The following is a 25,902-nucleotide window of genomic DNA, read 5'->3' on the forward strand; positions in this document are numbered from 1 at the left end:
GTGGAGGCGCATCCGGCGGGGGGGCGTCCGCGGGCGGTGGCGCCAGCGGAGGCAAGCCGTTGAGGCCGGGTGCGTCCAGGGGGTTGTCCATGCCCGCCGGCACGGGGGCGGGAACCTGGCGCGGAGTGGGGCCCGACAGCGGACCGCCGCAGACCGGCCAGGCGCCGCGACCCTGAGTCGCGAGCACCCGCTCGGCGACCGCGATCTGCTGCTCCTTGGTTGCCATCTCGGCCGACGGGGCGAATTCGCCGCCGCCGTGCGCGGCCCAGGTGCTGGAGCTGAACTGCACACCGCCGTGGTAGCCGTTGCCGGTGTTGATTCCCCAGTTGCCGCCCGACTCGCAGCGGGCTACCTGGTCCCATTCGCCGTCGGTGGCCGCAGCGGCCTGGCCGGCCATGGCGATGCTGCCGCCACCAATTACCGCCCCGGTGAAGGCGATTTTGGCGACGCTGATGCTAGATGTTGTGGGCTTACGGTGACGTCCACTCATACGCGCCGGAATATTCCTCTCTCGTGACGCGCCTACGAGGTCAGCTGTCGGGTTCGGGTTGGAGAGGCCACCCGGCCGTCGCCGCACTCCGCATGGGAGCCGGCGTCGGCTTCACCCCTAGGAGCCGCAAGCGGCTCCGATCCGATCACGGTGGACCGGTGGGTCCCCCGCCTCCATCCGCTTTGGCTTGGTGATCCCCGCCTATTGGATGGAGCTCGGCGCGATAGGAGGGGAGGAACGCCGTTCGGTAGATTGACGAACCGTCGGTGACGCTAGCGCGTTCTGTTCGTCTCGTCACGTCTTGTGAAACCCGGCGTTTCCCTCACGGCCATCCGCGAAAAGCCCAGGAACGCTAGGGATTTCCGCTGGTCAATACGCCCGATACCGGAGCGTGATTTCGCCGTTATCGTTCCGTTACGTGAGGTATCTCACAGTTTCATCCGCCGGCGAAGGGCGGCAGAACGTCGATCGTGTCACCGGTCTGTAACGGGGTGGTTTCGTCGCGAACGGCGATGCCGTCGCACAGGTAGGAGCATCGGCTCAACACGGTCGCCAGGCGCGATCCGCGGACGGCGAGCCGCTCGATCAATTCGGCGACCGTGGTGCCCGGGCGCACCACCAGGGTTTCCGATTCGGCGCCCGCCGCGGCGCGCGCGGCGGCGAAGTAGCGGACCGTCACCTGGATTCCCTCCGCGCCGGCCGCGGACTGGCTCGCGGGGCTAGCCACCGATCGCGCTCATCGGGCGGGCGGGCTGGATGAAGTCCGGATCGTTGATGCCGTGGCCGGCGGGCTTGGCCCACATCGCCGCGCGCCACGCCGCCTCGATCGCGTCGTCGCCGGCCCCGCCGCGCAGCAGGCCCCGAAGGTCGGTCTCGTCGGCCGAGAACAGGCAGCTGCGGATCTGGCCGTCGGCCGTGAGCCGGGTGCGATCGCAGGTCGAGCAGAAGGCGTGCGACACGGACGCGATGACACCGAACTTCGCGCTCGGCGTGTTCGGGCCCGTGTCGACCAGCCAGAGCTCCGCCGGTGCCGAACCGCGCGGCGCCGGGTCCGGGCGCAGCCGGAAGTGCGGGCGCAGCACCGCCAACACGTCGTCCGCCGTCAGCGCCGCGCCGCGGCGCCACTGATGCCCGGCATCCAACGGCATCTGCTCGATGACCCGCAACTGATAGCCGTGCTCGAGGCAGAACCGCAACAGGCCGACGATGTCCTCACGCCCGGTCGCGGGGTCGAGCACGGCGTTGACCTTGACCGGGGTCAGGCCGGCCGCTTTGGCGGCCGCCAGGCCGTCCAGCACGTCGGCGAGCCGGTCCCGGCGGGTGATGGCCGCGAAGTGGGCGCGGTCCACGCTGTCCATCGACACGTTGACCCGATCCAGGCCCGCCGCGGCGAGGGCGGCCGCCCGCCGCGCCAGCCCCACACCGTTGGTGGTCAGCGAGATCTCGGGGCGGGGCCGCAGCGCGGCCGCCGCGGCGATCACCTCTTCGAGGTGGCGGGACAACAACGGCTCCCCACCGGTGAACCGCACGCTGGTGATGCCCAGCCGGGTGACGGCGATGTGCATCAGGCGGGCCAGCTCGTCGGGGCTCAGCAATTGCTCGCCGGGCAGCCAGTCCAGGCCCTCGGCCGGCATGCAGTAGCTGCACCGCAGATTGCACCGATCGGTCAGCGACACCCGCAGATCGGTGGCGGCGCGTCCGTAGGTGTCCAGCAGCGGGCCGCTGCCGGGAACGTTCCGAGCGACGGGGCCCGTGTCGCGGCCTCGCACCGTCGGTAACCCCAATGCGGTCAGCGTCATGCGGGCACCGCTGCGAACCGGGTCGGCGAGTTGACGGGAACGATCTCCTTGCCCAACGGCATCAACGACACCGGGATCAGCTTGAGGTTGGCCAGCGCCAGCGGAATGCCGACGATCGTGACCGCCATCGCCGCCGCGCTCACCAGATGACCGATCGCCAGCCACAACCCAAACAGCAGCACCCAGATGACATTTCCGATCAGGGCGCCGGTCCCGGCGGTCGGCTTGTCCACGATGGTGCGGCCGAACGGCCACAACGCGTAGGACGCGATGCGCAACGACGCGAAGCCGAACGGAATGGTGACGATGAGCAGGAAACTGACGAACGCCGCCACCAGATAGCCGGCGGCCAACCACAGGCCACCGAATACCAGCCACACGATGTTCAGGATCAGGCGCATCTCTCCTCCTGCGGTAACGCCCAGACTACCGAGTGGGGGGTAACGGGGGTGCTCGTCAGGCGGGCATCCGAGTAGGATCAAAATTCGCGTCCTGCGCAGGCGGGGCGCTTCTTGCGTTGCCCATCCTAGTGTTCCGTCAGACAAGCAGGTGAGACCAGTGCCGACCGGCAAGGTTAAGTGGTACGACGCCGAAAAGGGGTTTGGGTTCCTGTCGCAGGAGGACGGCGAGGACGTCTACGTCCGCTCGTCGGCGTTGCCCGAAGGGGTCGAGGGGCTCAAGTCCGGGCAGCGCGTGGAGTTCGGCGTCGCCTCCGGCCGCCGCGGCCCGCAGGCGTTGAGCCTCAAGCTGATCGATCCGCCGCCCAGCCTTGCCAAGACGCGCCGCGAGGCGGCGCCGGTCGAGCACAAGCACAGCCCCGACGAGCTGCACGGCATGGTCGAGGACATGATCACCCTGCTGGAAAGCGCCGTGCAGCCCGAGCTGCGCAAGGGGAAGTACCCGGACCGCAAGACCGCCCGCCGGGTTTCCGAGGTGGTCAAGGCGGTGGCCCGGGAGCTCGACTCCTAACCTGCCGGCCACTCGCGACGAACCGGTGTGCCGCCAAGCTACTCGGTGGTAACTTCGACATTCGTAGGTCGTAATATTCCGCCCGCCGGCGGGTACCCATGACCTCGATGTGAGTCGTTAGCGAGGAGGCGGCGATGGCACAGCAAGCTCAGGTCACCGAGGAACAAGCGAGGGCCCTGGCCGAGGAATCCCGCGAAAGCGGTTGGGACAAACCGTCATTCGCCAAGGAGCTCTTCCTGGGCCACTTCCCGCTAGAGCTCATCCACCCGTTCCCCAAGCCCTCCGACGCCGACGAGGCGCGCACCAGCGCCTTCCTCGGCAAGGTGCGCGAGTTCCTCGACACCGTCGACGGCAGCGTCATCGAGCGCGACTCGCAGATCCCCGACGAATACGTGAAGGGCCTGGCCGAACTGGGCTGCTTCGGCATGAAGATATCCACCGAATACGGTGGCCTGGGCATGTCGCAAGTGGCCTACAACCGGGCGCTGGTGATGATCTCGTCGGTTCATCCCAGCCTCGGCGCCCTAATATCGGCCCACCAGTCAATCGGGGTGCCCGAGCCGCTCAAACTCGCCGGGACGCCCGAACAAAAGCGAAAGTTCTTGCCGCGCTGCGCCGCTGGCGCCATCTCGGCGTTCCTGCTGACCGAGCCGGACGTGGGCTCGGACCCGGCGCGCCTGGCGTCGACGGCGACACCGATCGAGGACGGCAAGGCGTACGAACTCGAGGGCGTGAAGTTGTGGACCACCAACGGCGTGGTCGCCGAACTGCTGGTGATCATGGCCCGAGTGCCCAAGAGCGAGGGGCACCGCGGCGGCATCAGCGCCTTCGTCGTCGAGGCCGATTCGCCCGGGATCACCGTGGAGCGGCGCAACAAATTCATGGGGCTGCGCGGCATCGAGAACGGCGTCACCCGGCTGCACCGGGTGCGGGCGCCCGCCGAAAACCTGGTCGGCCGGGAAGGCGACGGCCTGAAGATCGCGCTGACCACGCTCAACGCCGGGCGCCTGTCGATTCCGGCGAGCGCAACCGGATCGTCGAAGTGGGCGCTGAAGATCGCCCGCGAATGGTCGGGGGAGCGCGTGCAGTGGGGCAAGCCGCTTGCCAAACACGAAGCGGTCGCGAGCAAGATCTCGTTCATCGCCGCCACCACCTACGCCCTGGACGCCGTGCTCGAGCTGTCCGCCCAGATGGCCGACGAGGGCCGCAACGACATCAGGATCGAGGCGGCGCTGGCCAAGTTGTGGTCCAGCGAGATGGCCTGCCTGATCGCCGACGAGCTCCTGCAGATCCGCGGCGGCCGCGGCTACGAGACCGCCGAGTCGCTGGCCGCCCGCGGCGAGCGCGCGGTGCCGGCCGAGCAGGTGGTGCGCGACCTGCGGATCAACCGCATCTTCGAGGGATCCAGCGAGATCATGCGGCTGCTCATCGCGCGCGAGGCGGTCGACGCCCACCTGACCGCGGCCGGCGACCTCGCCAAGCCCGACACGGGTTTGCGGCAGAAGGCCGCGGCGGCCGTGGGCGCGAGCGGATTTTACGCAAAGTGGTTGCCGCAGTTGGTGTTCGGGGAAGGGCAGCGGCCCAGGGCATTCGCCGAGTTCGGCCCGCTGGCATCCCACCTGCGGTTCGTCGAACGCTCCACCCGCAAGCTGGCCCGCAACACCTTCTACGGGATGGCGCGCTGGCAGGCCAAGCTCGAGCAGCGGCAGGGCTTCCTCGGGCGCGTCGTCGACATCGGCGCCGAGCTGTTCGCGATGTCCGCGGCATGCGTGCGCGCCGAGGGCCAGCGGGCGGCGGACCCGGCCGTCGGCCGGCAGGCGTACGAGCTGGCCGACACGTTCTGCCAGCAAGCCACCCTGCGGGTCGAGGCCCTGTTCCAGGCGTTGTGGACCAACACCGACAGCAGCGACGTGCGGCTGACCCACGACGTGCTGGAAGGCCGCTACACCTGGCTCGAGGACGGGATCGTCGATCAGTCCGAGGGCACCGGACCGTGGATCGCGCATTGGGAGCCCGCCGAATCGACCGAGGCCAACCTGGCCCGCCGGTTTTTACCGGGCGCGAAGGCCGACGCGATGGGTGGAATCGCCGATTAGTTGACGCCGGGCGAAGGGGCAGAATTGTCGTCATGGCCTCTTACGTCGCCCCTGCGGGCGAATTCACCCGCGACACCAACTACATCGAAACCCGCATCACCGCCGACGGACGCGACGGCTACCCCGTAGAGCCGGGCCGGTACCGGCTCATCGTGGCCCGGGCGTGCCCGTGGGCCAACCGGGCGATCATCGTCCGGCGGCTGCTGGGCCTGGAAGGCGCTCTCTCCATTGGGTTTTGCGGCCCCACCCACGACGAGCGCAGCTGGACCTTCGACCTGGACCCGGGCGGCGTCGACCCGGTGTTGAAGATTCCGCGGCTGCAGGACGCCTACTTCAAACGGTTTCCCGACTACCCCAAAGGCATCACGGTCCCGGCGATCGTCGACGTGCCGACCGGCGCGGTGGTCACCAACGACTTCGCGCAGATGACGCTGGATCTGTCCACCGAATGGACGGCCTACCACCGTGACGGCGCGCCGCAGCTGTACCCGGAGCCGCTGCGCGCCGAGATCGACGAGGTCAGCAAGCGGATCTACACCGAGATCAACAACGGTGTCTATCGGTGCGGCTTCGCCGGGTCGCAGGAGGCCTACGAAGCGGCCTACGACCGGCTGTTCACCGCGCTGGATTGGGTCGCCGACCGCCTGGCGAACCAGCGATACCTGGTGGGCGACACCATCACCGAGGCCGACGTCCGGCTGTTCACTACGCTGGCCCGCTTCGACCCCGTCTACCACGGGCACTTCAAGTGCAATCGGTCGAAGCTGTCGGAAATGCCGGTCCTGTGGGCCTACGCGCGCGACCTTTTCCAGACGCCGGGCTTCGGCGACACCGTCGACTTCGTCCAGATCAAGCAGCACTACTACATCGTGCACGCCGACATCAACCCGACGCGCATCGTGCCCAAGGGACCGGACCTGGCCGGCTGGCTTGCCCCGCACAGCCGGGAAACCTTGGGCGGCAGGCCTTTCGGGGACGGAACTCCTCCGGGGCCGCCGGTCGAGGGCGAGCGGGTGCCGGCCGGTCACAGCGCGTAACCGGCTACTCGTTTCTCCACTCGCTGCGCGCCCGCATATCGTCTTCGTACGCCTGGGCTTCCGCCGCCATCTGCCGGAAGGCCGAGGCGATTTCGGGTTGGTTGAATTCCTCGTTCAACGCGGCGGGCAGCAGGCGGATCAGCTCGACCACGAACTGCAGGGAGCGGCCGCTGTCCAGGGCGTCCTTGATCGAGTCGATCATGTCCTGAAACTGCATGTCGCCGGTCGTCGCCGCGGCCAGCGCGAGTGTCACCGCCGCGCGACGGGTGTCGTCGGGCCAGATCGAATCGTTGTGCGGTGGTTTCATTTTGGCCTTCGGCGGGACGTCAGGAGGTCAGCCGCACCGACCATTCCGCGTGCGGGACGGCGCGAACGGCGGTGATGTCGTTGGCTTGGCCTTCGTCGACGACCAACGTCAGCAATTGCACGACGATCCCGGTCAGCTTGCCGCGCTGCGGGTCCACCGCGGGAATGGTGACCGCGAGACGCGAGCCCGGTCGGAACATGGTCGCGGTCGTGTTGGCGGGATCCTCGTACACCTGCAGCAGCCGCCAGGGTGCCCGCGCGATGGCGTCGGGAACCGAAAGTTGTACCGGGTAATGCTCGTTGAGCGGCAGCTCGCCCTGGGTCTGCGGCGTCTGGCAGTCGTTGAGGTTGAGCACGTCGCAGTACAGGTACGGCCCCACTCGAATCAGGTGCCCGTGTGAGTAGGCGCTGATCTCGGGTTGCTGCGGGCCGGTGCGGCGCACCAGCATCCACGTTCCGAGCCCCACGCCGACGCACGCCAGCACCACCACGGCCGCGACGAGCGCGACCACGCTGCGTTTCACTCCGGCACCACCGCCGGCCTCGCGGCGCCGCGGCGCGTCCCCTCCTGCTCGACCATGACGGGTCGGTTGCCCCCGAGGCCGGGGATCAACGAGTCGCCGCGGAAGCTGACCAGGGTCTGGGCCAGGCCGAGGATTAGCAGGGCGCTGACGGCGGTGAAGCCGACCCACAACTCCGTGTACACCAGGACGCCCAGTGCCCCGCCCAACACCCAGGCCAGCTGCAGGGTCGATTCCGATCGCCCGAATCCCGACGCCCGCGACTCCTCGGGCAGATCGTGTTGCAGCGAGGCGTCGAGCGAGGCCTTCGCGATCGCGCTGGAGCCCGAGGTGATCAGGGTGGCGATCACCGTCACCATCAGGGTGCCCGCCACCGCGGCCGCCAGGGCGACGGCGCACACCGCCACCGCGCAGCGCACCACCAGCACGGCGGGCCTGCCCAGCTGCAGGCGCGCGCTGGTGAAGTTTCCGGCGAAGTTCCCGATCGCCGCCGCGGCCCCGATCATGCCCAGCATGGCCAGTTGGGCCCACCCGTTGGCCTGATGCGCCTTGGCGACGAACGCCGGGTACAGGAACAGGAAGCCGACCATCACCTTGATGGTGCAGTTGCCCCAGAGCGAGGTGATGATGTTGCGGCCCAACGGTTGTCGAAGCGTTCCCCCGACCCTTTTGACCTCGTCGGGCCATCGCCTCCGTTGGTCAGGGTCGCGTCGGTAGCTCAGGGTGGCCGGGACTTCACCCGCGGTCACCTCGACCCAGCGCGGGATGCGCATCGACAGGAAGGCGCCCGCGATCGTGACGGCGACGACGACGAACAACGCGCCGGGGAGCTTGAACAGATGGGTGCAGACGAACTCGACGCCCCCCGCGATCGCACCGCCGGCGATGGTGCCGCCGAGGAGCCCGAACACCGTCAGCCGGGAATTGACGCGCACCAGGTCGATGGACGGCGGCATCACCCGCGGTGTCACCGCGCTGCGCAGCACGCTGAACGACTTGGACAGCACCATCATCGCCAGCGCGCACGGATAGAGCACCATCGACGGGAAGCTGCCCGTCGCGCCGTCGTAGTTCATGATCAGCAGCACCGCCAGCAAGGTGCGCAGCGCGAACGACAGCGCCAGCGCCACGCGCCGACCGTGCTGCAGGCGGTCCAGCGCCGGGCCGATCAGCGGCGCGATCACCGCGAACGGCGCGATCGTAATCAACAGGTACAGAGCCACTTTGGACTTGCCCTCCCCGCTGGCCGCGGCGAAGAACAGGGTGTTGGCCAACGCGACGGCCATCGCCGAGTCGACCGCGAAGTTGGCGACCACCGGCCACGTCAGCGCGGTCAGGCCCGACTTGTCGGCGCCGTCGGCGGTGGCGGCCCGCTGCACCATCGAGTACATGCGGGAGCCCATTTCGCGGCTGCGCATCGCTGCCGCGCGGGTGACCGTGATGCGTTCGCTGGCGGTGGACCCGCGGGGGGTCGGGCCGCTGCTGCGGTCCGGCTCGGACTCCTCGCCCAGCGGTGGCAGATACCGGTTCGCGCTCGGCATCGGCGGCGGACGTCGCGACCGGCGATAGTCGGAATCGTCGGCCGGGTAGTTGGCCATCCCCGGATGCTGGTTGGCCGAACCCTTGGCGTTCGGCCGGGGCCGGGGGCCCGGGTTAGAGGCCACCCGGCCCCGAGCATCACGCCGGCGTCCAGACACGACTCAATTCTGTCCTATACCGGCAGGCAACAGGGCGTGGCTCGCCAACCTAGTATGGAGACGCACCGTAGTCCGATCGCCACTAGAGAGGGGGCAGCGTGACCGGACCCACTGAAGAGTCAGTGGAACCCGCCGCCACGGCCGTGGCCGAGTGGCCCGACGAGTTGGCCGCGCTGCTCACCGGCGCGGCCGAGCAGGCCAGGGCCGCCGTCGAGGAGTTCGCCGGCCCGGAGGCCGTCGGGGACTACCTGGGCGTCAGCTACGAGGACCCGAACGCCGCGACCCACCGATTCCTGGCGCATTTGCCGGGCTACCAGGGCTGGCAGTGGGCGGCCGTCGTGGCCGCCTACCGCGGCGCGGACCACGCCACGATCAGCGAAGTCGTGCTGATCCCCGGCCCGACGGCGTTGCTGGCCCCGGAATGGGTGCCCTGGGAGGAGCGGGTGCGACCGGGCGATCTGGGCCCCGGCGACCTGCTGGCGCCCGCGGTGGACGACCCTCGGCTGGTCCCGGGCTACGCCGCCAGCGGTGACCCGCAAGTCGACGAGACCGCCGCCGAGGTCGGGTTGGGCCGCCGCTGGGTGATGGGCCCGGTGGGCCGCGCCGAGGCGGCCGAGCGATGGCACACCGGCGACTACGGTCCCGATTCGGCGATGGCGCGTTCCACGAAGCGGGTGTGCCGTGATTGCGGCTTTTTCCTGCCGCTGGCCGGAGCGCTCGGCGCGATGTTCGGGGTATGCGGCAACGAGCTGTCCGCGGACGGGCACATCGTCGACAAGCAGTACGGCTGCGGCGCCCATTCGGACACCCCGGCCCCGGCCGGCACCGGCTCGCCCATGTACGACCCCTACGACGACGGTGTGCTCGACGTTGCCGAGAACCCGCCGCCGCCCCAGGCCGAGGCGGTGGAGTCGCCGCCGGACGTGCCGGACTCTCCGCCGGAAGCACCCGAAGCAGCGGAGGCGCCCGAGCCTTCGCAAGAAGCGCCGGAGCCTGCGCCCGAGGCGACCGAACCCGGGGACTAGCCCGTCTCGGCGGCGGCTTTGATCCTCGCCAGCGAGGTGTTCATTCCCTCGAGCAACTCGCGCTCGAAGATCTCATTCCCGCCGAAGATCGCCTTCACCGACAGGTTCGAAACGGCGGTGACGCCGTTCTCGGCGTGGCGGCTTTCGGTCACCCGCGTGCCCTGACCGTTGGGCTCGAGTTCGTAGGTCCACACGGTGTGGTTGGTATTGACCCGGAACGCCAGCTTCTTCTCGGGGATGACCTCGACCACCGTGCTCGTGGTGGGCCAGAAAATGCGGTCGCGGCGGTTGAGGTTGATGGTGCGGGTGCCCGGTCGCAGTGGGCCGAAGGGTCTCATCATGCGACACTGCGGGCTCCACTGCGGCATGCGGCGGAAGTCGGATATCAGCGCCCATACCTTCGAGGCCGGTGCGTCGATGTCGATTTGGGCTTGCAGTAGCGGTGCGACCATTGCTCCTCCCGGGTCGGCGAATCTACTTGCGGTCGAGGTAGGTTTCGAGGCCGGTCTGCGCGCCGGTCGGGCCGCGACGCGCGGCGGCTAGCTGCAAGACGAAGATGCTGGTGCCGATCACCCCGACACCCAGCCCGCCCAGGGTCACCGGGCGCCAACTCTGCAGGGCGGGCACGACGAATGCCAGGACGGCGCCGATCAGCCAACCCACGAAGCCGACGACGACGACGGGCCACACCTCGAGCAGTGAGGCCGGCAGCGGTGGCGCCTCGGGGCCTTGGCCGGGTTCGACAGTCATCGCGATCAACATAGCCCGGTGACGATGCACGCCGCATGGCGGCGTGCTGAGGAGGCGGGCGATCAACATAGCCCGGTGACGATGCACGCCGCATGGCGGCGTGCTGAGGAGGCGGGCGATCGAAACGAACCCGCGCGAGCAAAGGACCAAAGTCCGTCGTTGGCCGTTTCGTATCCCGTCTTTCTCGCGTTGCGTGTACCCTCGCGCCATGCCTGACAGCGATGCGCGGCTGGCGAGCGACTTGTCGCTGGCAGTCATGCGGCTGGCCCGCCAACTGCGGTTCCGCAACCCGTCATCGCCGGTGTCGCTGTCTCAGCTGTCGGCGCTGGCCACGCTAGCCAACGAGGGCGCGATGACGCCCGGCGCGTTGGCGATTCGCGAACGCGTCCGACCCCCGTCGATGACCCGGGTGATCGCTTCGCTGGCCGAGATGGGTCTGGTCGACCGCACCCCGCATCCCGTCGACGGGCGGCAGGTGCTCGTCTCGGTGTCCGAGTCCGGTGCCGAGCTGGTCAAGGCGAACCGTCGGGCCCGCCAGGAATGGCTGGCAAAGCGGCTGGCGACGCTGGACGTCGAGCAGCGCGACACCCTGCGCGAGGCCGCCGACTTGATGTTGGCCCTCGTCGACGAAGGCCCGTGACCGACGGCCTGGACGTTCAGGACGTCACCGATCCCGACGACCCCCGCCTCGACGATTTCCGCGACCTGAACAGCGTCGACCGTCGTCCCGATCTGCCGACCGGCAAGGGGCTGGTGATCGCCGAGGGCGTGCTCGTCGTGCAGCGCATGCTGGCGTCCCGATTCACCCCGCACGCCCTGCTGGGCACCGACCGCCGGCTGGCCGAACTCGAGGACGATTTGGCCGGCACCGCAGCGCCGTACTACCGGGCCTCACCCGAGGTGATGGCGAAGGTGGTCGGCTTCCACCTGAACCGCGGCGTGCTCGCGGCCGCCCGCAGGGTGCGGGAACCCAGCGTCGTGGAGGTTGTCGAAAACGCCCGCACCGTCGCGGTGCTGGAGGGCGTCAACGACCACGAGAACCTTGGCTCGATCTTCCGCAACGCGGCGGGGCTCGGTGTGGACGCGGTGGTGTTCGGCGCCGGCTGCGCGGACCCGCTGTACCGTCGCGCCGTGCGGGTGTCGATGGGCCACGCCTTGCTGGTGCCGTATGCGCGAGCCTCCGAGTGGCCCAACGACCTTATGTTGTTGAAAGAGAGCGGATTTCGGCTGCTGGCGATGACCCCGCAGCGCGAGGCCTGCGCGCTGGCCGAGGCGATGGCCGCGGTGGTCGACGAACGCGTCGCGGTGGTGGTGGGCGCCGAGGGCCCGGGCCTGACGAGGGCCACCCTGCGGCTCAGCGACGTGTGGGTCCGCGTCCCGATGTCGCGGGGTACCGACTCGCTCAACGTCGCGACGGCGGCGGCCCTGGCCTTCTACGAGCGGGCTAGGCTCGCGTGGTGAGCGACGAGTCCGTTCCCTGGGCAACGGGTTTGACGGTGTCCGCGTTCGTCGCCGCGGTCACCGGTATCGCCATCGTCGTGCTGAGCCTGGGGCTGATCCGGGTGCACCCGCTGTTGGCGGTCGGCCTGAACGTGGTGGCGGCGGGCGGGTTGGCGCCGACGCTCTGGGGTTGGCGGCGCACCCCGGTGCTGCGCTGGTTCGTGCTCGGCGCGGTCATGGGTGTGGCGGGCGCGTGGGTGTCGCTGCTGGCGCTGACCGTTTCGGGCTAGCGGTGATCGCGAGCGCGGCATAGCCGGGCGACGCGGGTCACCGCCATCGGGCTAGCGGTGATCGCGAGCGCGGCATAGCCGGGCGACGCGGGTCACCGCCATCGGGCTAGCGGGCCGCTCGGGCGTTGAGTGTGAATCGTGGGCCTGGTGTGTGAGCCCAGGGCGCAAAAATCGGGCATATCCCGCCGCCAGTTCACACCGAAAGCCCTGAGCGCACAGTCAAAGCGCTGAATGGAGTTCGGTCACGCGGTCGGTTCTAGCGCTGGCCCCCAGAGCGCACCCCGAGCAGCACGTCTTCCCAGGCGGGGATGACGGGCTTGCCGCGCCGGGTGTGCACCGGCTGTTCGGGCGGGGCGGGCGGCGCCGGCTTCGGCTCTTCTTCGCGTTCGAGGTGGGCCACCCGCGCGAGCGGCCGCAGGGGGCGCTCGAAGTTCGGGTCGATCAGCTCGCTGGCCGCGTCGTCGATCGCGGTGACCGTGCCGCCGTGCGCGCCGGGCGTGAAGCAGAAGTGCGCGATGTTGTCGGTGCGGCCGGCCTTCCAGGCGAGCTGCACCGTCCAGCGGCTGTCCTCGTTGCGCCAGGCGTCCCAGCTGAGCCGGTCGGGTTCGAGGCCGCGCGCGACCAGTGCGGCGCTGATGGTCTCCAGCAGGGTCAGCACCGCGGGCCCGTCGGCGAGCATCGGGTGCGCGGCCGTTGCCAGCTCCGCGGCGCGGGCGCGTTCCAGCAAGACCGGGTGCGCGAACCGGCGGATCCGGGCGATATCCGAACCGGACGCGGCGGCCACTTGCTCGACGGACGCGCCGGCACGGATCCGGGCCTGAATTTCCTTGGGGCTCAGCATGTTTGTGACTTGCATGTCGAGCGCCGGCTGCTCGGGTGGTGGCGACTCGCCGCGGAGGGCGGCGCGGAGTCTGTCGTCGGCCGCCAGCTTGAACCGCTCCGCGGGGTCATCACCCTCGCAGATGATGTATTTGCCGTCGTCGTCGAGACCAACCACTTTGAGTACCCGCATGGCTTCTCCTCGCAGGCTCCGTCCCGCTGCGCGACGGACCCGTCAGGTGCGCACTCTAGTGCAGCTAACGCCGGTAACCCGCTCTGACACGCTGGCGGGTTGCAGGCCGATGACCGAGAGGTTAAAGGCGCTCGACCACCCAGTCGACACACTGGGTCAGCGCGCTGACGTCGTCGGGGTCGACCGCGGGGAACATCGCGACCCGCAACTGGTTGCGGCCCAGCTTGCGGTAGGGCTCGGTGTCGACGATGCCGTTGGCCCGCAAAGTCTTGGCGACGGCCGCGGCGTCGACGTCGTCGTCGAAGTCGATCGTGCCTACCACCTGAGAGCGCAACGCGGGATCGGTGACGAACGGCGTGGTGTACGGCCGCTCCGCAGCCCAGGAGTACAGCCGCTGCGACGAGTCCGCCGTCCGCTTGACCGCCCAGTCGAGCCCGCCGTTGCCCAGCATCCAGTCCAGCTGCTCGGCCATCAGCGCCAGGGTGCCGATCGCCGGGGTGTTGTACGTCTGGTTCTTCAGGCTGTTCTCCACCGCGATGGGCAGCGACAAGAAGTCGGGAACCCAGCGGCCGGACGCGGCGATCGACTCGACCCGCGCCAGCGCGGCCGGGCTCATGACGGCCAGCCACAGCCCGCCGTCGCTGGCGAAGTTCTTCTGCGGCGAGAAGTAGTAGACGTCGGTCTGGGTGATGTCGACCGGCAGGCCGCCCGCGCCCGACGTCGCGTCGATGAGGACCAGCGCGTCGTCGGCGCCGGCGGGCCGGCGGACCGGTACCGCGACCCCGGTCGACGTCTCGTTGTGCGCCCAGCCGATCGCATCGACCGACGGGTCACTCTGCGGCTCGGGGGCGCTGCCGGCGTCCGACTTGATGATGATCGGGTCGCCGACGAACGGGTTCTTGGCGACGCAGGAGGCGAACTTCGAGCTGAACTCGCCGAAAGACAGGTGCAGCGAGCGCTTGTCGATCAGCCCGAAGGCGGCGGCATCCCAGAACGCCGTCGCGCCGCCGTTGCCCAGGATCACCTCGTAGCCGTCCGGCACCGAGAACAGCTCCCTGACCCCGGACCGGACCCGGCCCACCAGATCCTTGACGGGCGCCTGCCGGTGCGACGTGCCGAACAGCGGCGCCGCGGTGGTGGTCAACGCCTTCAGTTGTTCGGGCCGGACCTTCGAGGGGCCGGAGCCGAAGCGGCCGTCGCGGGGTTTGATGTCGGAGGGGATCTCGAGCTGGTCAGCCATGCCCGCCAGCCTAGTGAGCGCTCCGCGGACGGCGACGGCGTGGGCCGAGCTAGCCGGTGGCGCCCGCGTGAGATGTGAGCCACGCCACACCGGTCGTGTGACCACCGGTCAGGCCACAGTGTTCGGACGCCCTAGAAAATACCCGGTACCTGCGGTACTGTTTTGACATTGAACGTCCGAATGTAAACCTCGGCGGGGAGGCTTGGAATGGACAGGACGCGAATGGTCCGGCGTTGGCGGCGCAACATGGAGGTCCGCGACGACGCCGAGTACGTGAACATGCTTGCCACACTGTCCGAGGGGTCGGTGCGGCGGAACTTCAACCCGTACACCGACATCGACTGGGATTCACCGGAATTCGCGGTCACCGAGAACGACCCCCGGTGGATCCTGCCGTTGACCGACCCGCTGGGCCGCCATCCCTGGTATCAGGCCCAGTCCGAGGAACGCAAGATCAAGATCGGGATGTGGCGGCAGGCCAACGTCGCCAAGGTGGGCCTGCACTTCGAGTCGATCCTGATCCGCGGGCTGATGAACTACACCTTCTGGGTGCCCAACGGGTCGCCGGAGTACCGGTATTGCCTGCACGAGTCGGTCGAAGAGTGCAACCACACCATGATGTTCCAGGAGATGGTGAACCGCGTCGGCGCCGACGTTCCCGGCATGCCGCGGATGCTCAAGTGGCTCTCGCCGCTGGTTCCGCTGGTCGCCGGCCCGTTGCCGGTGGCGTTCTTCATCGGGGTGCTGGCCGGGGAGGAGCCCATCGACCACACGCAGAAAAACGTTCTGCGCGAAGGCAAGTCGCTGCACCCGATCATGGAGCGGGTGATGGCCATTCACGTGGCCGAGGAGGCCCGGCACATTTCGTTCGCGCACGAATTTCTGCGCAAGCGGTTGCCGGAGTTGACCGCGCGGCAGCGCTTCTGGACGGCGTTGTACCTGCCGTTGACGATGCGGGTGCTGTGCCAGGCGATCACGGTGCCGCCCAAGGCGTTCTGGCGGGAGTTCGACATCCCGCGCGAGGTGAAGAAGGAACTCTTCTTCCGGTCACCGGAATCGCGAAAGTGGTTGAGCGACATGTTCGCCGACGTCCGGATGCTGGCCTACGACACCGGTCTGATGGAAACACGTTCCGCGCGGCTGATGTGGCGGCTCTGCAAGATCAACGGCAAGCCGTCGCGCTACCGCAGCGAGCCGCAGCGCCGGCATCTGGCCGCGGCGCCGGCCGCGTAGCACCGCACGGGGTTTATCCATGCCGCACGTTATTACCCAGTCGTGCTGCAACGACGGGTCCTGTGTCTTCGCCTGCCCGGTGAACTGCATTCACCCCACGCCGGACGAGCCGGGCTTTTCCACGGCCGAGATGCTCTACATCGATCCGGTGGCCTGCGTGGACTGCGGTGCGTGCGTGAGCGCATGCCCGGTCGGCGCGATCGCTCCGGACACCCGGCTGGAGCCAAAGCAGCTGCCCTTCGTCGAGATCAACGCCTCCTTCTACCCCGAGCGGCCCGCCGGGGTGAAGCTGCCGCCGACGTCGAAGCTGGCCCCGGTGATCCCGGCCGCCGAGGTGCGGGCGCGCCGCCGGCCGTTGACCGTGGCCATCGTGGGATCCGGGCCGGCGGCGATGTATGCCGCCGACGAACTGCTCACCCAGCATGGGGTGCGGGTCAACGTCTTCGAGAAGCTGCCCACGCCCTACGGATTGGTGCGCGCCGGGGTGGCGCCCGACCACCAGAACACCAAGAGGGTCACGCGGCTCTTCGACCGCGTCTCGCGCCACCGCCACTTCCGGTTCTACCTCAACGTCGAGGTCGGCAAGCATCTCAGCCACGCCGATCTGTTGGCCCATCATCACGCCGTGCTGTACGCAGTGGGCGCGCCCGACGATCGCCGGCTGGCCATCGACGGCATGGGCCTGCCGGGCACCGGGACCGCCACCGAGTTCGTCGCGTGGATCAACGGGCATCCCGACTTCACCGGCCTGCCAGTCGATCTCGGCCACGAACGCGCGGTGATCATCGGCAACGGCAATGTCGCCCTCGACGTTGCGCGGGTGCTGACCGCGGATCCCGGGGACCTCGCCCGCACCGACATCGCCGACCACGCGCTGGAAGCGCTTCGACGCTCGGCGGTGCGGGAAGTGGTGATCGCCGCCCGGCGCGGGCCCGCCCATTCGGCGTTCACCCTGCCCGAATTGATCGGGCTGACCGGCACGTCCGAGGTCGTGCTCGACGCCGCGGACCACCAGCGCGTGGCGAGCGATCTGGCGAGCGCCTCGGATCCGCTGACCAAGAGCAAGCTGGAGATCCTGACCAAGCTGGGCGACAGTTCGGCGCCGCTCTCGCGCCCGCGAATCCGGCTCGCGTATCAGCTGACGCCCGAGCGCGTGCTGGGTGAGGGGCGGGCGACCGGCGTCGAATTCTCCGGCACCGGCACCGACGAGGCGCACCGCCTCGACGCGGGGCTCGTGCTGACGTCGATCGGCTACCGCGGCAAGGCGATTCGCGATCTGCCGTTCGACGAATCCGCGGCCGTCGTACCCAACGACGACGGTCGCGTCGTCGAACCCGGCTCCGGCCGACCGGTGCCCGGCGCATACGTGGCGGGCTGGATCAAGCGCGGCCCGACCGGGTTCATCGGCACCAACAAGTCCTGCTCGGTCCAAACCGTGCACGCCCTGGTGGCCGATTTCAACGCCGGCCGACTCACCGACCCGGTGGCCAAGCCGGAGGCGCTGGGCCAACTCGTGCGGGCGCGCCAGCCCGCCGTCGTCGACTCCGCGGGGTGGCGCGCGATCGACGCGGCCGAGATCGAGCGCGGCGGCCGCGACGGCCGGCCACGCAACAAGTTCACCGCCATCGCCGACATGCTCGCCGCGGCGGCCGCCGCGCAACCGGCGCCGCCGATGCGCCGCCGGCTGCTGGCCCGGCTGCGGGACGCTTAGCCCGGCTGCCCGGCCATCGCGGCCGCGATCTCCTCGGGGCTGACCTCGCGCACCGGCTGTCCCAGCGACCAGTGGTGGCCGAACGGGTCGGCGACCACGCCGTAGCGGTCTCCCCAGAACTGGTCGTCCAGCGGGGCCACCACGGTGGCGCCGGCGTCCAGCGCCCGCTGGAACTTGGCGTCGACGTCGGTGACCGTCAGGTGAATGGTGACCGGCGTTCCGCCCAGGGACTTGGGCGTCATCGACTTGCCGCCGCAGGTCTCTGGGAAGTCGTCGTTGAGCATCACCAAAAAGCCGTTGATGCGCAGCGCGGCGTGGACCAGTTTGCCGTCGGGACGGGGCACCCGTCCCAGCTCCTCGGCGCCAAAGGCCTTGACGTAGAAGTCGATCGCCGCGGCGGCGTTGTCGACCACGAGGTGCGGGGACAGTGCCGGTTCGATGTTGATCGCCATGATGATCTCCTTGTTGTCGGTCTCGGATGCCAGCCCAGGCGGGGGCCGGCTCACGGTTATTGACTCGGCCCGCGACCCAAATTCATCGCGGCCGGAACCATTCAACCGCCGGGCACCGACAAGTAACGGACGCGAGCGTGACGCCCGCGCGAAGATCAGGCGTGGGTGAGAACCCGGTCCCAGCCCTCGACTTCTTCGGGGCTGCGCGGGCCCGGTCCCACATAGATGGCCGACGGGCGAACCAGCTTGCCGAGCCGCTTCTGCTCGAGGATGTGCGCGCACCAGCCCGCGGTGCGTCCGCAGGTGAACATCGCCGGCATCATGTTGGCCGGCACCCGGGCGAAGTCCAGGATGACGGCGGCCCAGAACTCGACGTTGGTCTCGATGGCCCGGTCCGGACGCCGCTCCCGCAGTTCGGCCAGCGCGGCCTGCTCCAGCGCGACCGCGACCTCGTGGCGCGGGGCGCCGAGCCGCTCCGCGGCCGCCCGCAGCACCCGCGCCCGCGGGTCCTCGGCGCGGTAGACCCGGTGGCCGAATCCCATCAGCTTGTCGCCGCGATCGAGGATCGACTTGACCAGGCCGCGGGCGTCGCCGGTGCGCTCGACCTCCTCGAGCATCGGCAGCACCCGCGCCGGGGCGCCACCGTGTAGCGGGCCGCTCATCGCCCCGATCGCCCCCGACAGCGACGCCGCGACGTCGGCTCCGGTCGAGGCGATCACCCGCGCGGTGAACGTCGAGGCGTTCATGCCGTGCTCGGCCGCCGACACCCAATAGGCGTCGATGGCCTCGACGTGCCGCGGGTCCGGCTCGCCCTGCCATCGGGTCATGAATCGCGCAGTGACGGTGGGGCATTCGTCGATTACTCGCTGCGGAACGGCCGGCTGATAGATGCCGCGCGCCGACTGCGCGACGTAGGACAGCGCCATCACCGACGCCCGGGCCAGCTGGTCGCGGGCGGTGGCGTCGTCGGTGTCGAGCAAGGGCTTGTAGCCCCAGATGGGGGCCAGCATCGCCAGGCCGGCCTGCACGTCGACCCGCACGTCGCCGGTGTGGATGGGCAGCGGGAAGGGCTCGGCGGGCGGCAGCCCGTGGCCGAACTTGCCGTCGACCAAAAGCGCCCAGACGTCGCCGAACGTGACCTGCTGAGTCACCAGGTCTTCGATGTCGACGCCGCGGTAGCGCAGCGCGCCGCCGTCTTTATCCGGTTCGGCAATTTCGGTGGTGAAGGCCACCACGCCTTCCAGGCCGGGGACAAAGTTTTCGGGGACAACAGTCATGGAAGAAATTCTCGCACCCCACCCGCGGGCGGACGCTACCGGCCGGTAGCAACCGCCGGTAGCGTGGGCGCAATGGCTGGACCAGCGGAGGAACACCTGCAGAGGATGCGCGTCGAGTACGGGTCGGTCGAAAAGGACGGTAGCCCGGACCTGGATGTGGATTGGCTGGCCGACGGCTGGCTTGCCTTGTTCCGCAAGTGGATTGACGACGCCGAACGCGCCGGGGTGGCCGAGCCCAACGCGTTCGTGTTGGCCACCGTCGCCGAGGGCAGGCCCGTCAGCCGATCGGTGTTGTGTAAGAGCGCGGACGAGACCGGAATCACTTTTTTCACCAATTACGACTCGGCCAAGGGCCTCGAGCTGGCGGCCACGCCCTACGCGTCGGCCACCTTCCCCTGGTACCTGCTGGGCCGGCAGGTGCACATTCGCGGGGCGGTCAGCAAGGTCGACCCCCAGGTCACCCAGGACTACTGGTCCCAGCGGCCGCGCGGCTCACAACTGGGCGCGTGGGCGTCGCACCAATCGCGGCCGATCGCCTCGCGGGCGGCGCTGCTCGAGCAGCTCGACGAGGTGACGCAGCGCTTCGCCGACTCGGAGCGCGTCCCGGTTCCGCCCAACTGGGGCGGCTACCTCATCGCGCCCGAGCTGGTCGAATTCTGGCAGGGACGGGAAAACCGGGTGCACAACCGGATTCGCGTCGTCGGCGCGGGGGTCGAGCGCCTGCAGCCCTGAACGCCCACGCGGAATATGAGGCCCGTCACAGCCCGAGTTCACCCCTGCTTAACCGCCGGGCGGGCGCACGACCAGCGGACTCGACCCCGGGCAGGCGCGCCGCCGCCGCAACGACTACCTTCAGCAGTAAGCACCTAGTCAGGGCAGCCATACCAGCCAGAGCGCAAAGGGGTTCTCGTGGCCGACACCGACGACACCGCAACTCTGAAGTACCCGGGGGGCGACATCGACCTGGAGGTCGTTCACGCCACCGAAGGAGCTGACGGCATCGCGCTTGGCCCGCTGTTGTCCAAGACCGGCTACACGACGTTCGACAACGGCTTCGTCAACACCGCCTCTTGCAAGAGCTCCATCACCTACATCGACGGCGACGCCGGGATCCTGCGCTACCGCGGCTACCCGATCGAGCAGCTGGCCGAAAAGTCGACCTTCATCGAGGTCAGCTACCTGCTGATCTACGGCGAGCTGCCGAACAAGCAGCAGCTGGACGAATTCACCAACCGGATCCAGCGGCACACCATGCTGCACGAGGACCTGAAGCGCTTCTTCGACGGCTTCCCGCCCAACGCCCACCCCATGCCGGTGCTGTCGAGCGTGGTGAACGCCCTGAGCTCGTACTACCCCGATGCCCTGGACCCCGTGGACAACGGCCAGGTCGAGCTGTCCACCACCCGCCTGCTGGCAAAGCTTCCCACGATCGCCGCGTACGCCTACAAGAAGTCGATCGGCCAACCGTTCCTTTACCCGGACAACTCGCTTTCCCTGGTGGAGAACTTCCTGCGGATGACGTTCGGGCTGCCGGCGGAGCCCTATCACGCCGACCCGGAAATCGTCCGGGCGCTGGACATGCTGTTCATCCTGCACGCCGACCACGAGCAGAACTGCTCGACGTCGACGGTCCGGCTGGTGGGCTCGTCACGGGCCAACCTGTTCACCTCCATCTCCGGCGGCATCAACGCGCTGTGGGGCCCGCTGCACGGCGGCGCCAACCAGGCGGTGCTCGAGATGCTCGAAGACATCCGCCAGAGCGACGACGACGTCACCGAATTCGTCCGCAAGGTGAAGAACCGCGAGGCCGGCGTCAAGCTGATGGGCTTCGGCCACCGCGTCTACAAGAACTACGACCCCCGGGCGCGCATCGTCAAGGAACAGGCCGACAAGATCCTGTCCAAGCTCGGCGGCGACGACGACCTGCTCAGCATCGCCAAGGAACTCGAAGAGGCGGCGCTGACCGACGACTACTTCGTCGAGCGCAAGCTCTACCCCAACGTCGACTTCTACACCGGCCTGATCTACCGGGCCCTCGGGTTCCCGACCCGGATGTTCACCGTGCTGTTCGCGTTGGGCCGGCTGCCCGGCTGGATCGCGCACTGGCGCGAGATGCACGACGAGGGCGACAGCAAGATCGGCCGCCCGCGCCAGATCTACACCGGCTACACCGAGCGCGACTACGCGACCATCAACGACCGCTAGTTTCCGGCCACCAGACGCAAAAGCCCCCTTTTCGGCGCGAAATCAGGGGCTTTTGCGACTGCTCGCGAGGGAAGCCAGCACGGCCATCGCGGCGTTGTGGCCGCCGATGCCCGACACCGCCCCGCCGCGGCGGGCGCCCGAGCCGCACAACATGATTCGTTCGTGGGCCGTCGCGACGCCCCATTGCCGCGCGGGGGTGTCCAGCGGGTCGTCGTCCTCGGCGAATGGCCACGACAGTCCACCGTGAAAGATGTTGCCCGCGGTCATGCCCAGCGTGCGGTGTAGGTCTAGGGTGGTCGTCGTCTCGATGCAGGGCCGTCCCCGCGCGTCGGACATGAGGACGTCCTGAATCGGTTCGGCCAGAACGGAATTCAGCGACTCCAGCACCGCGTCGGTCAGCCGGTCGCGCAGCGCGCCGGAATAGGTGCCGTCGAACAGCGAGTGTGGGGTGTGCAGGCCGAACACTGTCATCGTGTGCGCGCCCGAGTCGCGCAGGGCGGCCGACAAGATGCTGGGATCGGTCAGCGAATGGCAATACGCCTCGCACGGCAGCGGATTCGGGATCAGGCCGCCGGTCGCGCGCTCATACGCGCCGCCCAGTTGGGTCCACGCCTCGTTGACGTGAAACGTCCCGGCGAACGCCTCCTCGGGTGTGACGGCGGCGTCGCGCAACCGGGGTAGCCGCCGCAGCGCCATGTTCACCTTGACCTGCGCGCCCTGGGCCGGCGCGGCGGGCCGTTCGCCGAGCAGGCCCGCCAGGATGGTCGGTGTCACGCCGGCCAGAACGAACCGGCCCCGGACCGCGTGCTCGTCGTCGGCGCGGCGGTAGCGCACCAGGCCGTCCGGTTCGATCCCGAAAACCTCGGCGCCGGTAAGTATTTCGGCGCCACGGCCGGCGGCCGCCGCCGTCAGGGCGGCCGTCAACGCGCCCATCCCGCCGACGGGGACGTCCCAATCGCCGGTACCGCCGCCGAGCACGTGATACAGGAAGCAGACGTTCTGGCGCAGCGACGGGTCGTCGAGGCGGGCGAAGGTGCCGATGAGCGCGTCGGTCGCGATCACCCCGCGCACCAGGTCGTTGCCGACCGCCTCGGCAATGGCGTGACCGATCGGCTCGTCGATCATGGCGCGCCACGCGGCCGCCGCGTCGGGGTCGCCGGTGTCGGTGACGTGCCGGCGGGCCTGCTCGCGGGTGCACAGCGGCTCGAGCAGCGTCGGCCAGAGCCGCTCGGTGACCAGCCGGCAGCGTCGGTAGAACGCCGCGAAGCGGGGCTCGTCTTCGGCGGCGCCGATGGCGGCGAACCGGCCGGGGCGCCCGATCAGCAGCCCGGTGCGGCCGCCGTTCGCGGGGTCAGGGGTGTAGGACGAGAATCGCCGGCCGGCCAACCGCACGTCGACCCCCAGGTCCTCGACGATGCGCGGCGGCAACAGGCTGACCAGATACGAGTACCGCGAAAGCCGAACGTCGACGCCGTCGAAGGCCTGCACGGACACCGCGGCCCCGCCGACCTGCGCCAGCCGTTCCAACAGCCGCACCCGAAGGCCGGCCCGGGCCAGGTAGCCGGCCGCGACCAGCCCGTTGTGGCCCCCGCCGACGATGACGACGTCGACCTCCGAAGGGGACACGCTCAGCCCAGGTAGCCCTCGACCTCGTCGGGCGGGCGCACCTGCGCTTCGCGCGGGTCACCGCCGGTTTCGCGCAACGCCCGGCGCTGCCGCAGCAGGTCCCAGCACTGGTCGAGTTCGACCTCGAGCCGGCGCAGGCGTTCGTGCTCCTCGTCCGTGCTGATCTCGCCGTGCTGCAGCTGCGCCCGCAGGGTCTTCTCCTCGGCGACCAGCCCGCGGATGTGTGCCAGGGTCTCGCTGTCGGTCGGTTTGTTGCCGTTGGCCATGGGACCAGTGTGCCCGACTTGCCAGGCGTTGCCGCGCGGACTGGGTAGGCTGCATATCGCCTGGAAGATGTAAACGTCGGGGGAGCGAACCGAGGGGAGACGTAAACGTGGGGGTAGGCACGGGTTTGCGGCATCCTGCCGCAAGCACCGACTCGACGCCGGCGCCGGAGATTCACCGACCGTCGGCCGGCCTTCCCTGGCTGATCGCGGTGGCGGTAATTCCGTTGCTGATAGCGGGGATCGGCTACGGCGCGTTCGATCAACCGCGACCTGCCCACGGGGCGGGCGGCCCGGCGCCGGCGGCGTCGAGCACGTCCACCGCCCCCAAGCTATCCCTGGCGCCCCTGTCGATCACCCGCATCGGCAACGACGTCACGCTCGTCGGGGGCTTTCCCGACGACTCCGCCAAGGCGGCCCTGCTGAACGCCGTCAAGGGCTCGCTGCCCCCGGGCGTCAACGTCATCGACCAGATCCACATCAATCCCAACATCGACGCGCTCGATTTCGCCAAGGCCGCACCGATATTCAAAGACAGCGCCTCGATTCCCGATTTCAGCCTCGTGGTCAACGGGGACACGATCACGCTGGCGGGCACCGCGGCATCGCCAGACCAGAAGAACGCCGTCAGTCAGGAGGCAGCGCGCACCTGGTCCACCCTGAAGGTCGTTGACAAGCTTGTGGTTACTGGGCCGGTTCCGCCGCCGGTGCCACCCGCTGCGGGCCAATGCGCCGATCTGCAGTCGGCGATCAATGCGGTGACGGGCGGGCCGATCACGTTCGCGAACGACGGGTTCAGCCTGACCCCGGCCGACAACCAGATCCTGATTCAGGTGTCGGGCCGGCTCAAGGCATGCCCGGCCGCGCACGTGGCGATCAACGGCTTCAGCGACAACTCCGGCGTCGAGGCGATCAACATCTCATTGAGCAGCCAACGGGCCCAGCGGGTGGCTGACTTCCTGGTTGCCAACGGCGTCGCGGGCACGGTGCTCGTCGTCAAGGGTCTCGGTTCGGTCAATCCCGTCGCCCCCAACGACACGGTCGATGGTCGCGCCAAGAACCGTCGCGTCGAAATCGTTGTGAGTTAAGGAGATCCGGCATGGATTTCGTGATCCAGTGGTTGTGGTACCTGCTCGCGTTCCTGACGGGTTCGGCCGTCGCCCTCGTGATCGCCAACATCTTGAACAAGCGCGTCATCGTTGAGGAAATCCCCGCCGCCGCGAACCGGCCGGAGATGGACGACGAGTGATGGACCACGTGCACTGGTGGCTGTTCGCCCTGTCCTTCGTGACGGGGTTGGTGTTGACGCTCGCGCTGCGGGTGCGTCCCGTCAAACGTCAAGTGCCGGTGGGGGCGACGAGTGCCCACGGGGCTACCACAGACACCGAGCCCGAGCGGCCCACGACCGTGATCCCCGTCGAGCAGGAGACGGTTCCGGTTGCCGAGGAGCGGCCGACGACGACGATTTCCGCCCAGCATGACTTGTTGTCGCCGAAGCCTCCCGCCGCGGAAGAGCCTGCGACGACGAAGATTCCGGCCGCGGAAGAGCCGCCGACCGCGATGATCCCCGTCGAGCAACCGTCCGAGGTGACGGAGAATCCGCCCGCGGACGAGCCGCCGGCTACGACTCCGGCGGCGGAGGAACCGCCGAAGCCCGCCCGATCCTTCCGGAGGTTCCTGCCGAAGCGGGCGCGGCCCGCCGACGACGCGGCGACGGAAATTATCCCGATCGATCGGCTGGCCGAGCTCGCGGAGCTTCCCGCCGATCAAGAGCCGCAGTCCGCGGCGACGGAGCTTCCCGCCGATCAAGAGCCGACCGCCATGATCCCGGTCGAGCCGGAGCCCGAGACGACACAGATTCCCGCCGATCAAGAGCCGACCGCCAGGATCCCGGTCGAGCCGGAGCCGGAGACCACAGAGATTCCCGTCGCTCCCGAACCGCCGGAAGCCGCCGCGGAAGAGCCACGCAAGACCGGGTTTTCGTTCCTTCGGGGGCTTTTTTCCAAGCCGGAACCGACCGTCGAGAAGGCGCCGACGGGCAAGCGACCGGCGGCGAAGAAAGCCCCCGCGAAGAAGGCCCGCCCGGGCGCCAAGGGGTCGCCGACGAAGAAAACCCCCGCCGGCAAAAGGCCGCCGCCGCGGAAGGTTCCGCCGGGCAAGAGGCCGCCGGGCGCCAAGGCACGCCCGGCGAAGCCGGCCCCGGCCGCCGCGCAGTCGGAGACGAAGTGGACCCCGGTGTTGCCGTACGAGCCGTACGGCCCGGGCTCCGCTCGCGCCACCCCGGATGGCGGCGGACCGGCGGGATGGGTGGTGAAGGGCCGTTCGGATACCCGGCTCTACTACACCCCCGACGATCCGGCCTACGACCCGACCGTCGCGCAGGTCTGGTTCAAGGACGAGGCGGCCGCCGCGCGGGCCTGTTTCACGCCGTGGCGCAAGAGCTCGAGAAGGTAACTCCGACGG

29 protein-coding genes and 1 riboswitch are annotated in these 25,902 nt (G+C 69.2%); of the genes, 14 read left to right on the forward strand and 15 right to left on the reverse strand.

What is annotated here, in order from left to right; genetic code table 11:
* From A9X00_RS15390 to A9X00_RS15405, 4 genes are all read right to left on the reverse strand, one after another.
* A partial coding sequence (locus A9X00_RS15390; RefSeq protein ID WP_197515181.1) for a transglycosylase family protein occupies window positions 1-490 on the reverse strand: 490 nt, incomplete at its 3' end.
* A 13-nt stretch (window positions 491-503) separates the two neighbouring features.
* A riboswitch (cyclic di-AMP (ydaO/yuaA leader) is annotated at window positions 504-721 on the reverse strand.
* Between the two features lie 205 nt (window positions 722-926).
* A complete protein-coding gene (locus tag A9X00_RS15395) occupies window positions 927-1,217 on the reverse strand; it encodes a MoaD/ThiS family protein (RefSeq protein ID WP_067154834.1) in 291 nt (96 codons plus the stop codon).
* Window positions 1,210-2,289 (reverse strand): GTP 3',8-cyclase MoaA, encoded by a 1,080-nt coding sequence (gene moaA / locus A9X00_RS15400; protein WP_067154837.1) that lies wholly within the window; start codon window positions 2,287-2,289, stop codon window positions 1,210-1,212. Before moaA ends, A9X00_RS15395 begins: the two co-directional genes overlap by 8 nt.
* Window positions 2,286-2,690, reverse strand: coding sequence for a YccF domain-containing protein (locus A9X00_RS15405; protein WP_067154840.1), 405 nt, complete (start codon window positions 2,688-2,690; stop codon window positions 2,286-2,288). Before A9X00_RS15405 ends, moaA begins: the two co-directional genes overlap by 4 nt.
* Before the next feature lie 157 nt (window positions 2,691-2,847).
* Here A9X00_RS15405 and A9X00_RS15410 point away from each other — a divergent pair, with 157 nt between their 5' ends.
* The 3 genes from A9X00_RS15410 to A9X00_RS15420 all read left to right on the forward strand — a co-directional run bounded on the left by A9X00_RS15410 (window position 2,848) and on the right by A9X00_RS15420 (window position 6,391).
* Window positions 2,848-3,258 (forward strand): cold-shock protein, encoded by a 411-nt coding sequence (locus A9X00_RS15410; RefSeq protein ID WP_067154843.1) that lies wholly within the window; start codon window positions 2,848-2,850, stop codon window positions 3,256-3,258.
* 134 nt (window positions 3,259-3,392) lie between these two features.
* On the forward strand, window positions 3,393-5,354 hold the full coding sequence (locus tag A9X00_RS15415) for an acyl-CoA dehydrogenase family protein (protein WP_067154846.1): 1,962 nt from the start codon (window positions 3,393-3,395) through the stop codon (window positions 5,352-5,354).
* Window positions 5,355-5,386: 32 nt separating this feature from the next.
* Window positions 5,387-6,391, forward strand: a complete 1,005-nt coding sequence (locus A9X00_RS15420) for a glutathione S-transferase family protein (RefSeq protein ID WP_067154848.1) — start codon at window positions 5,387-5,389, stop codon at window positions 6,389-6,391.
* A 4-nt stretch (window positions 6,392-6,395) separates the two neighbouring features.
* On the opposite strand, the gene A9X00_RS15425 is transcribed toward A9X00_RS15420, so the two are convergent.
* Genes A9X00_RS15425 through A9X00_RS15435 form a run of 3 tightly spaced genes read right to left on the reverse strand, consistent with a single transcriptional unit; the run spans window position 6,396 to window position 8,882 of the window.
* Window positions 6,396-6,698 carry a hypothetical protein gene (locus tag A9X00_RS15425; protein ID WP_067154851.1) on the reverse strand — a complete coding sequence of 101 codons (303 nt, stop codon included), beginning with the start codon at window positions 6,696-6,698 and terminating at the stop codon, window positions 6,396-6,398.
* A 19-nt stretch (window positions 6,699-6,717) separates the two neighbouring features.
* Complete coding sequence (locus A9X00_RS15430; protein WP_067154854.1) at window positions 6,718-7,221, reverse strand: DUF2771 domain-containing protein; 504 nt, start codon at window positions 7,219-7,221, stop codon at window positions 6,718-6,720.
* A complete protein-coding gene (locus tag A9X00_RS15435) occupies window positions 7,218-8,882 on the reverse strand; it encodes an MFS transporter (protein ID WP_067154857.1) in 1,665 nt (554 codons plus the stop codon). Before A9X00_RS15435 ends, A9X00_RS15430 begins: the two co-directional genes overlap by 4 nt.
* A 131-nt stretch (window positions 8,883-9,013) precedes the next feature.
* Here A9X00_RS15435 and A9X00_RS15440 point away from each other — a divergent pair, with 131 nt between their 5' ends.
* Window positions 9,014-9,940 carry a DUF3027 domain-containing protein gene (locus tag A9X00_RS15440; RefSeq protein ID WP_067154860.1) on the forward strand — a complete coding sequence of 309 codons (927 nt, stop codon included), beginning with the start codon at window positions 9,014-9,016 and terminating at the stop codon, window positions 9,938-9,940.
* Here the strand turns inward: A9X00_RS15440 and A9X00_RS15445 are convergent.
* Window positions 9,937-10,392 carry an SRPBCC family protein gene (locus tag A9X00_RS15445; RefSeq protein ID WP_067154863.1) on the reverse strand — a complete coding sequence of 152 codons (456 nt, stop codon included), beginning with the start codon at window positions 10,390-10,392 and terminating at the stop codon, window positions 9,937-9,939. The genes A9X00_RS15440 and A9X00_RS15445 overlap by 4 nt on opposite strands.
* A 22-nt stretch (window positions 10,393-10,414) precedes the next feature.
* On the reverse strand, window positions 10,415-10,690 hold the full coding sequence (locus tag A9X00_RS15450) for a DUF2530 domain-containing protein (RefSeq protein ID WP_067154956.1): 276 nt from the start codon (window positions 10,688-10,690) through the stop codon (window positions 10,415-10,417).
* 208 nt (window positions 10,691-10,898) lie between these two features.
* Here A9X00_RS15450 and A9X00_RS15455 point away from each other — a divergent pair, with 208 nt between their 5' ends.
* Genes A9X00_RS15455 through A9X00_RS15465 form a run of 3 tightly spaced genes read left to right on the forward strand, consistent with a single transcriptional unit; the run spans window position 10,899 to window position 12,420 of the window.
* Complete coding sequence (locus A9X00_RS15455) at window positions 10,899-11,330, forward strand: MarR family transcriptional regulator (protein WP_067154866.1); 432 nt, start codon at window positions 10,899-10,901, stop codon at window positions 11,328-11,330.
* Window positions 11,327-12,151 carry an RNA methyltransferase gene (locus A9X00_RS15460; RefSeq protein ID WP_067154869.1) on the forward strand — a complete coding sequence of 275 codons (825 nt, stop codon included), beginning with the start codon at window positions 11,327-11,329 and terminating at the stop codon, window positions 12,149-12,151. The genes A9X00_RS15455 and A9X00_RS15460 overlap by 4 nt, the downstream gene beginning before the upstream one ends.
* Window positions 12,148-12,420 carry a DUF2537 domain-containing protein gene (locus A9X00_RS15465; protein WP_067154958.1) on the forward strand — a complete coding sequence of 91 codons (273 nt, stop codon included), beginning with the start codon at window positions 12,148-12,150 and terminating at the stop codon, window positions 12,418-12,420. The genes A9X00_RS15460 and A9X00_RS15465 overlap by 4 nt, the downstream gene beginning before the upstream one ends.
* 256 nt (window positions 12,421-12,676) lie before the next feature.
* On the opposite strand, the gene sepH is transcribed toward A9X00_RS15465, so the two are convergent.
* Together sepH and serC are read right to left on the reverse strand one after the other, a co-directional pair.
* A complete protein-coding gene (gene sepH / locus A9X00_RS15470; RefSeq protein ID WP_067154872.1) occupies window positions 12,677-13,432 on the reverse strand; it encodes a septation protein SepH in 756 nt (251 codons plus the stop codon).
* A gap of 121 nt (window positions 13,433-13,553) precedes the next feature.
* Window positions 13,554-14,672: a phosphoserine transaminase gene (gene serC / locus A9X00_RS15475; protein WP_067154875.1), complete on the reverse strand. Its 1,119-nt coding sequence runs from the start codon at window positions 14,670-14,672 to the stop codon at window positions 13,554-13,556.
* 207 nt (window positions 14,673-14,879) lie between these two features.
* On the opposite strand from serC, the gene A9X00_RS15480 reads away from it, so the two are divergent.
* Window positions 14,880-15,905, forward strand: a complete 1,026-nt coding sequence (locus tag A9X00_RS15480; RefSeq protein WP_067154878.1) for a diiron oxygenase — start codon at window positions 14,880-14,882, stop codon at window positions 15,903-15,905.
* A 19-nt stretch (window positions 15,906-15,924) separates the two neighbouring features.
* Window positions 15,925-17,616, forward strand: coding sequence for an FAD-dependent oxidoreductase (locus A9X00_RS15485; RefSeq protein WP_067154881.1), 1,692 nt, complete (start codon window positions 15,925-15,927; stop codon window positions 17,614-17,616).
* Here the strand turns inward: A9X00_RS15485 and A9X00_RS15490 are convergent.
* Together A9X00_RS15490 and A9X00_RS15495 are read right to left on the reverse strand one after the other, a co-directional pair.
* Window positions 17,613-18,068, reverse strand: coding sequence for a VOC family protein (locus A9X00_RS15490; protein WP_067154961.1), 456 nt, complete (start codon window positions 18,066-18,068; stop codon window positions 17,613-17,615). The two genes, A9X00_RS15485 and A9X00_RS15490, sit on opposite strands and share 4 nt — an antisense overlap.
* Before the next feature lie 155 nt (window positions 18,069-18,223).
* Entirely contained in the window at window positions 18,224-19,345 is a 1,122-nt protein-coding gene (locus A9X00_RS15495) for a citrate synthase 2 (RefSeq protein WP_067154884.1), read from the reverse strand.
* 72 nt (window positions 19,346-19,417) lie between these two features.
* On the opposite strand from A9X00_RS15495, the gene pdxH reads away from it, so the two are divergent.
* Window positions 19,418-20,077: a pyridoxamine 5'-phosphate oxidase gene (pdxH, locus tag A9X00_RS15500; protein ID WP_067154887.1), complete on the forward strand. Its 660-nt coding sequence runs from the start codon at window positions 19,418-19,420 to the stop codon at window positions 20,075-20,077.
* 177 nt (window positions 20,078-20,254) lie between these two features.
* The gene (locus tag A9X00_RS15505) at window positions 20,255-21,550 is read left to right on the forward strand and encodes a citrate synthase (protein WP_067154890.1); all 1,296 of its coding nucleotides are present in this window, start codon (window positions 20,255-20,257) and stop codon (window positions 21,548-21,550) included.
* Between the two features lie 42 nt (window positions 21,551-21,592).
* Here A9X00_RS15505 and A9X00_RS15510 read toward each other — a convergent pair whose 3' ends face one another.
* The gene (locus A9X00_RS15510; protein WP_067154893.1) at window positions 21,593-23,176 is read right to left on the reverse strand and encodes an NAD(P)/FAD-dependent oxidoreductase; all 1,584 of its coding nucleotides are present in this window, start codon (window positions 23,174-23,176) and stop codon (window positions 21,593-21,595) included.
* A gap of 2 nt (window positions 23,177-23,178) precedes the next feature.
* Window positions 23,179-23,442 carry a DUF2630 family protein gene (locus A9X00_RS15515; RefSeq protein ID WP_067154895.1) on the reverse strand — a complete coding sequence of 88 codons (264 nt, stop codon included), beginning with the start codon at window positions 23,440-23,442 and terminating at the stop codon, window positions 23,179-23,181.
* Between the two features lie 107 nt (window positions 23,443-23,549).
* Here A9X00_RS15515 and A9X00_RS15520 point away from each other — a divergent pair, with 107 nt between their 5' ends.
* From A9X00_RS15520 to A9X00_RS32780, 3 genes are read left to right on the forward strand one after another with little or no spacing between them, the layout of a single operon-like run.
* On the forward strand, window positions 23,550-24,527 hold the full coding sequence (locus A9X00_RS15520; RefSeq protein ID WP_067154898.1) for an OmpA family protein: 978 nt from the start codon (window positions 23,550-23,552) through the stop codon (window positions 24,525-24,527).
* Between the two features lie 11 nt (window positions 24,528-24,538).
* The gene (locus A9X00_RS31355; protein ID WP_197515182.1) at window positions 24,539-24,688 is read left to right on the forward strand and encodes a hypothetical protein; all 150 of its coding nucleotides are present in this window, start codon (window positions 24,539-24,541) and stop codon (window positions 24,686-24,688) included.
* On the forward strand, window positions 24,688-25,893 hold the full coding sequence (locus A9X00_RS32780) for a hypothetical protein (RefSeq protein ID WP_369830755.1): 1,206 nt from the start codon (window positions 24,688-24,690) through the stop codon (window positions 25,891-25,893). The genes A9X00_RS31355 and A9X00_RS32780 overlap by 1 nt, the downstream gene beginning before the upstream one ends.
* The last annotated feature ends 9 nt before the right edge of the window (window positions 25,894-25,902 follow it).

The organism is Mycobacterium sp. 1245805.9 (genome assembly GCF_001672915.1).
Lineage (GTDB): Bacteria > Actinomycetota > Actinomycetes > Mycobacteriales > Mycobacteriaceae > Mycobacterium.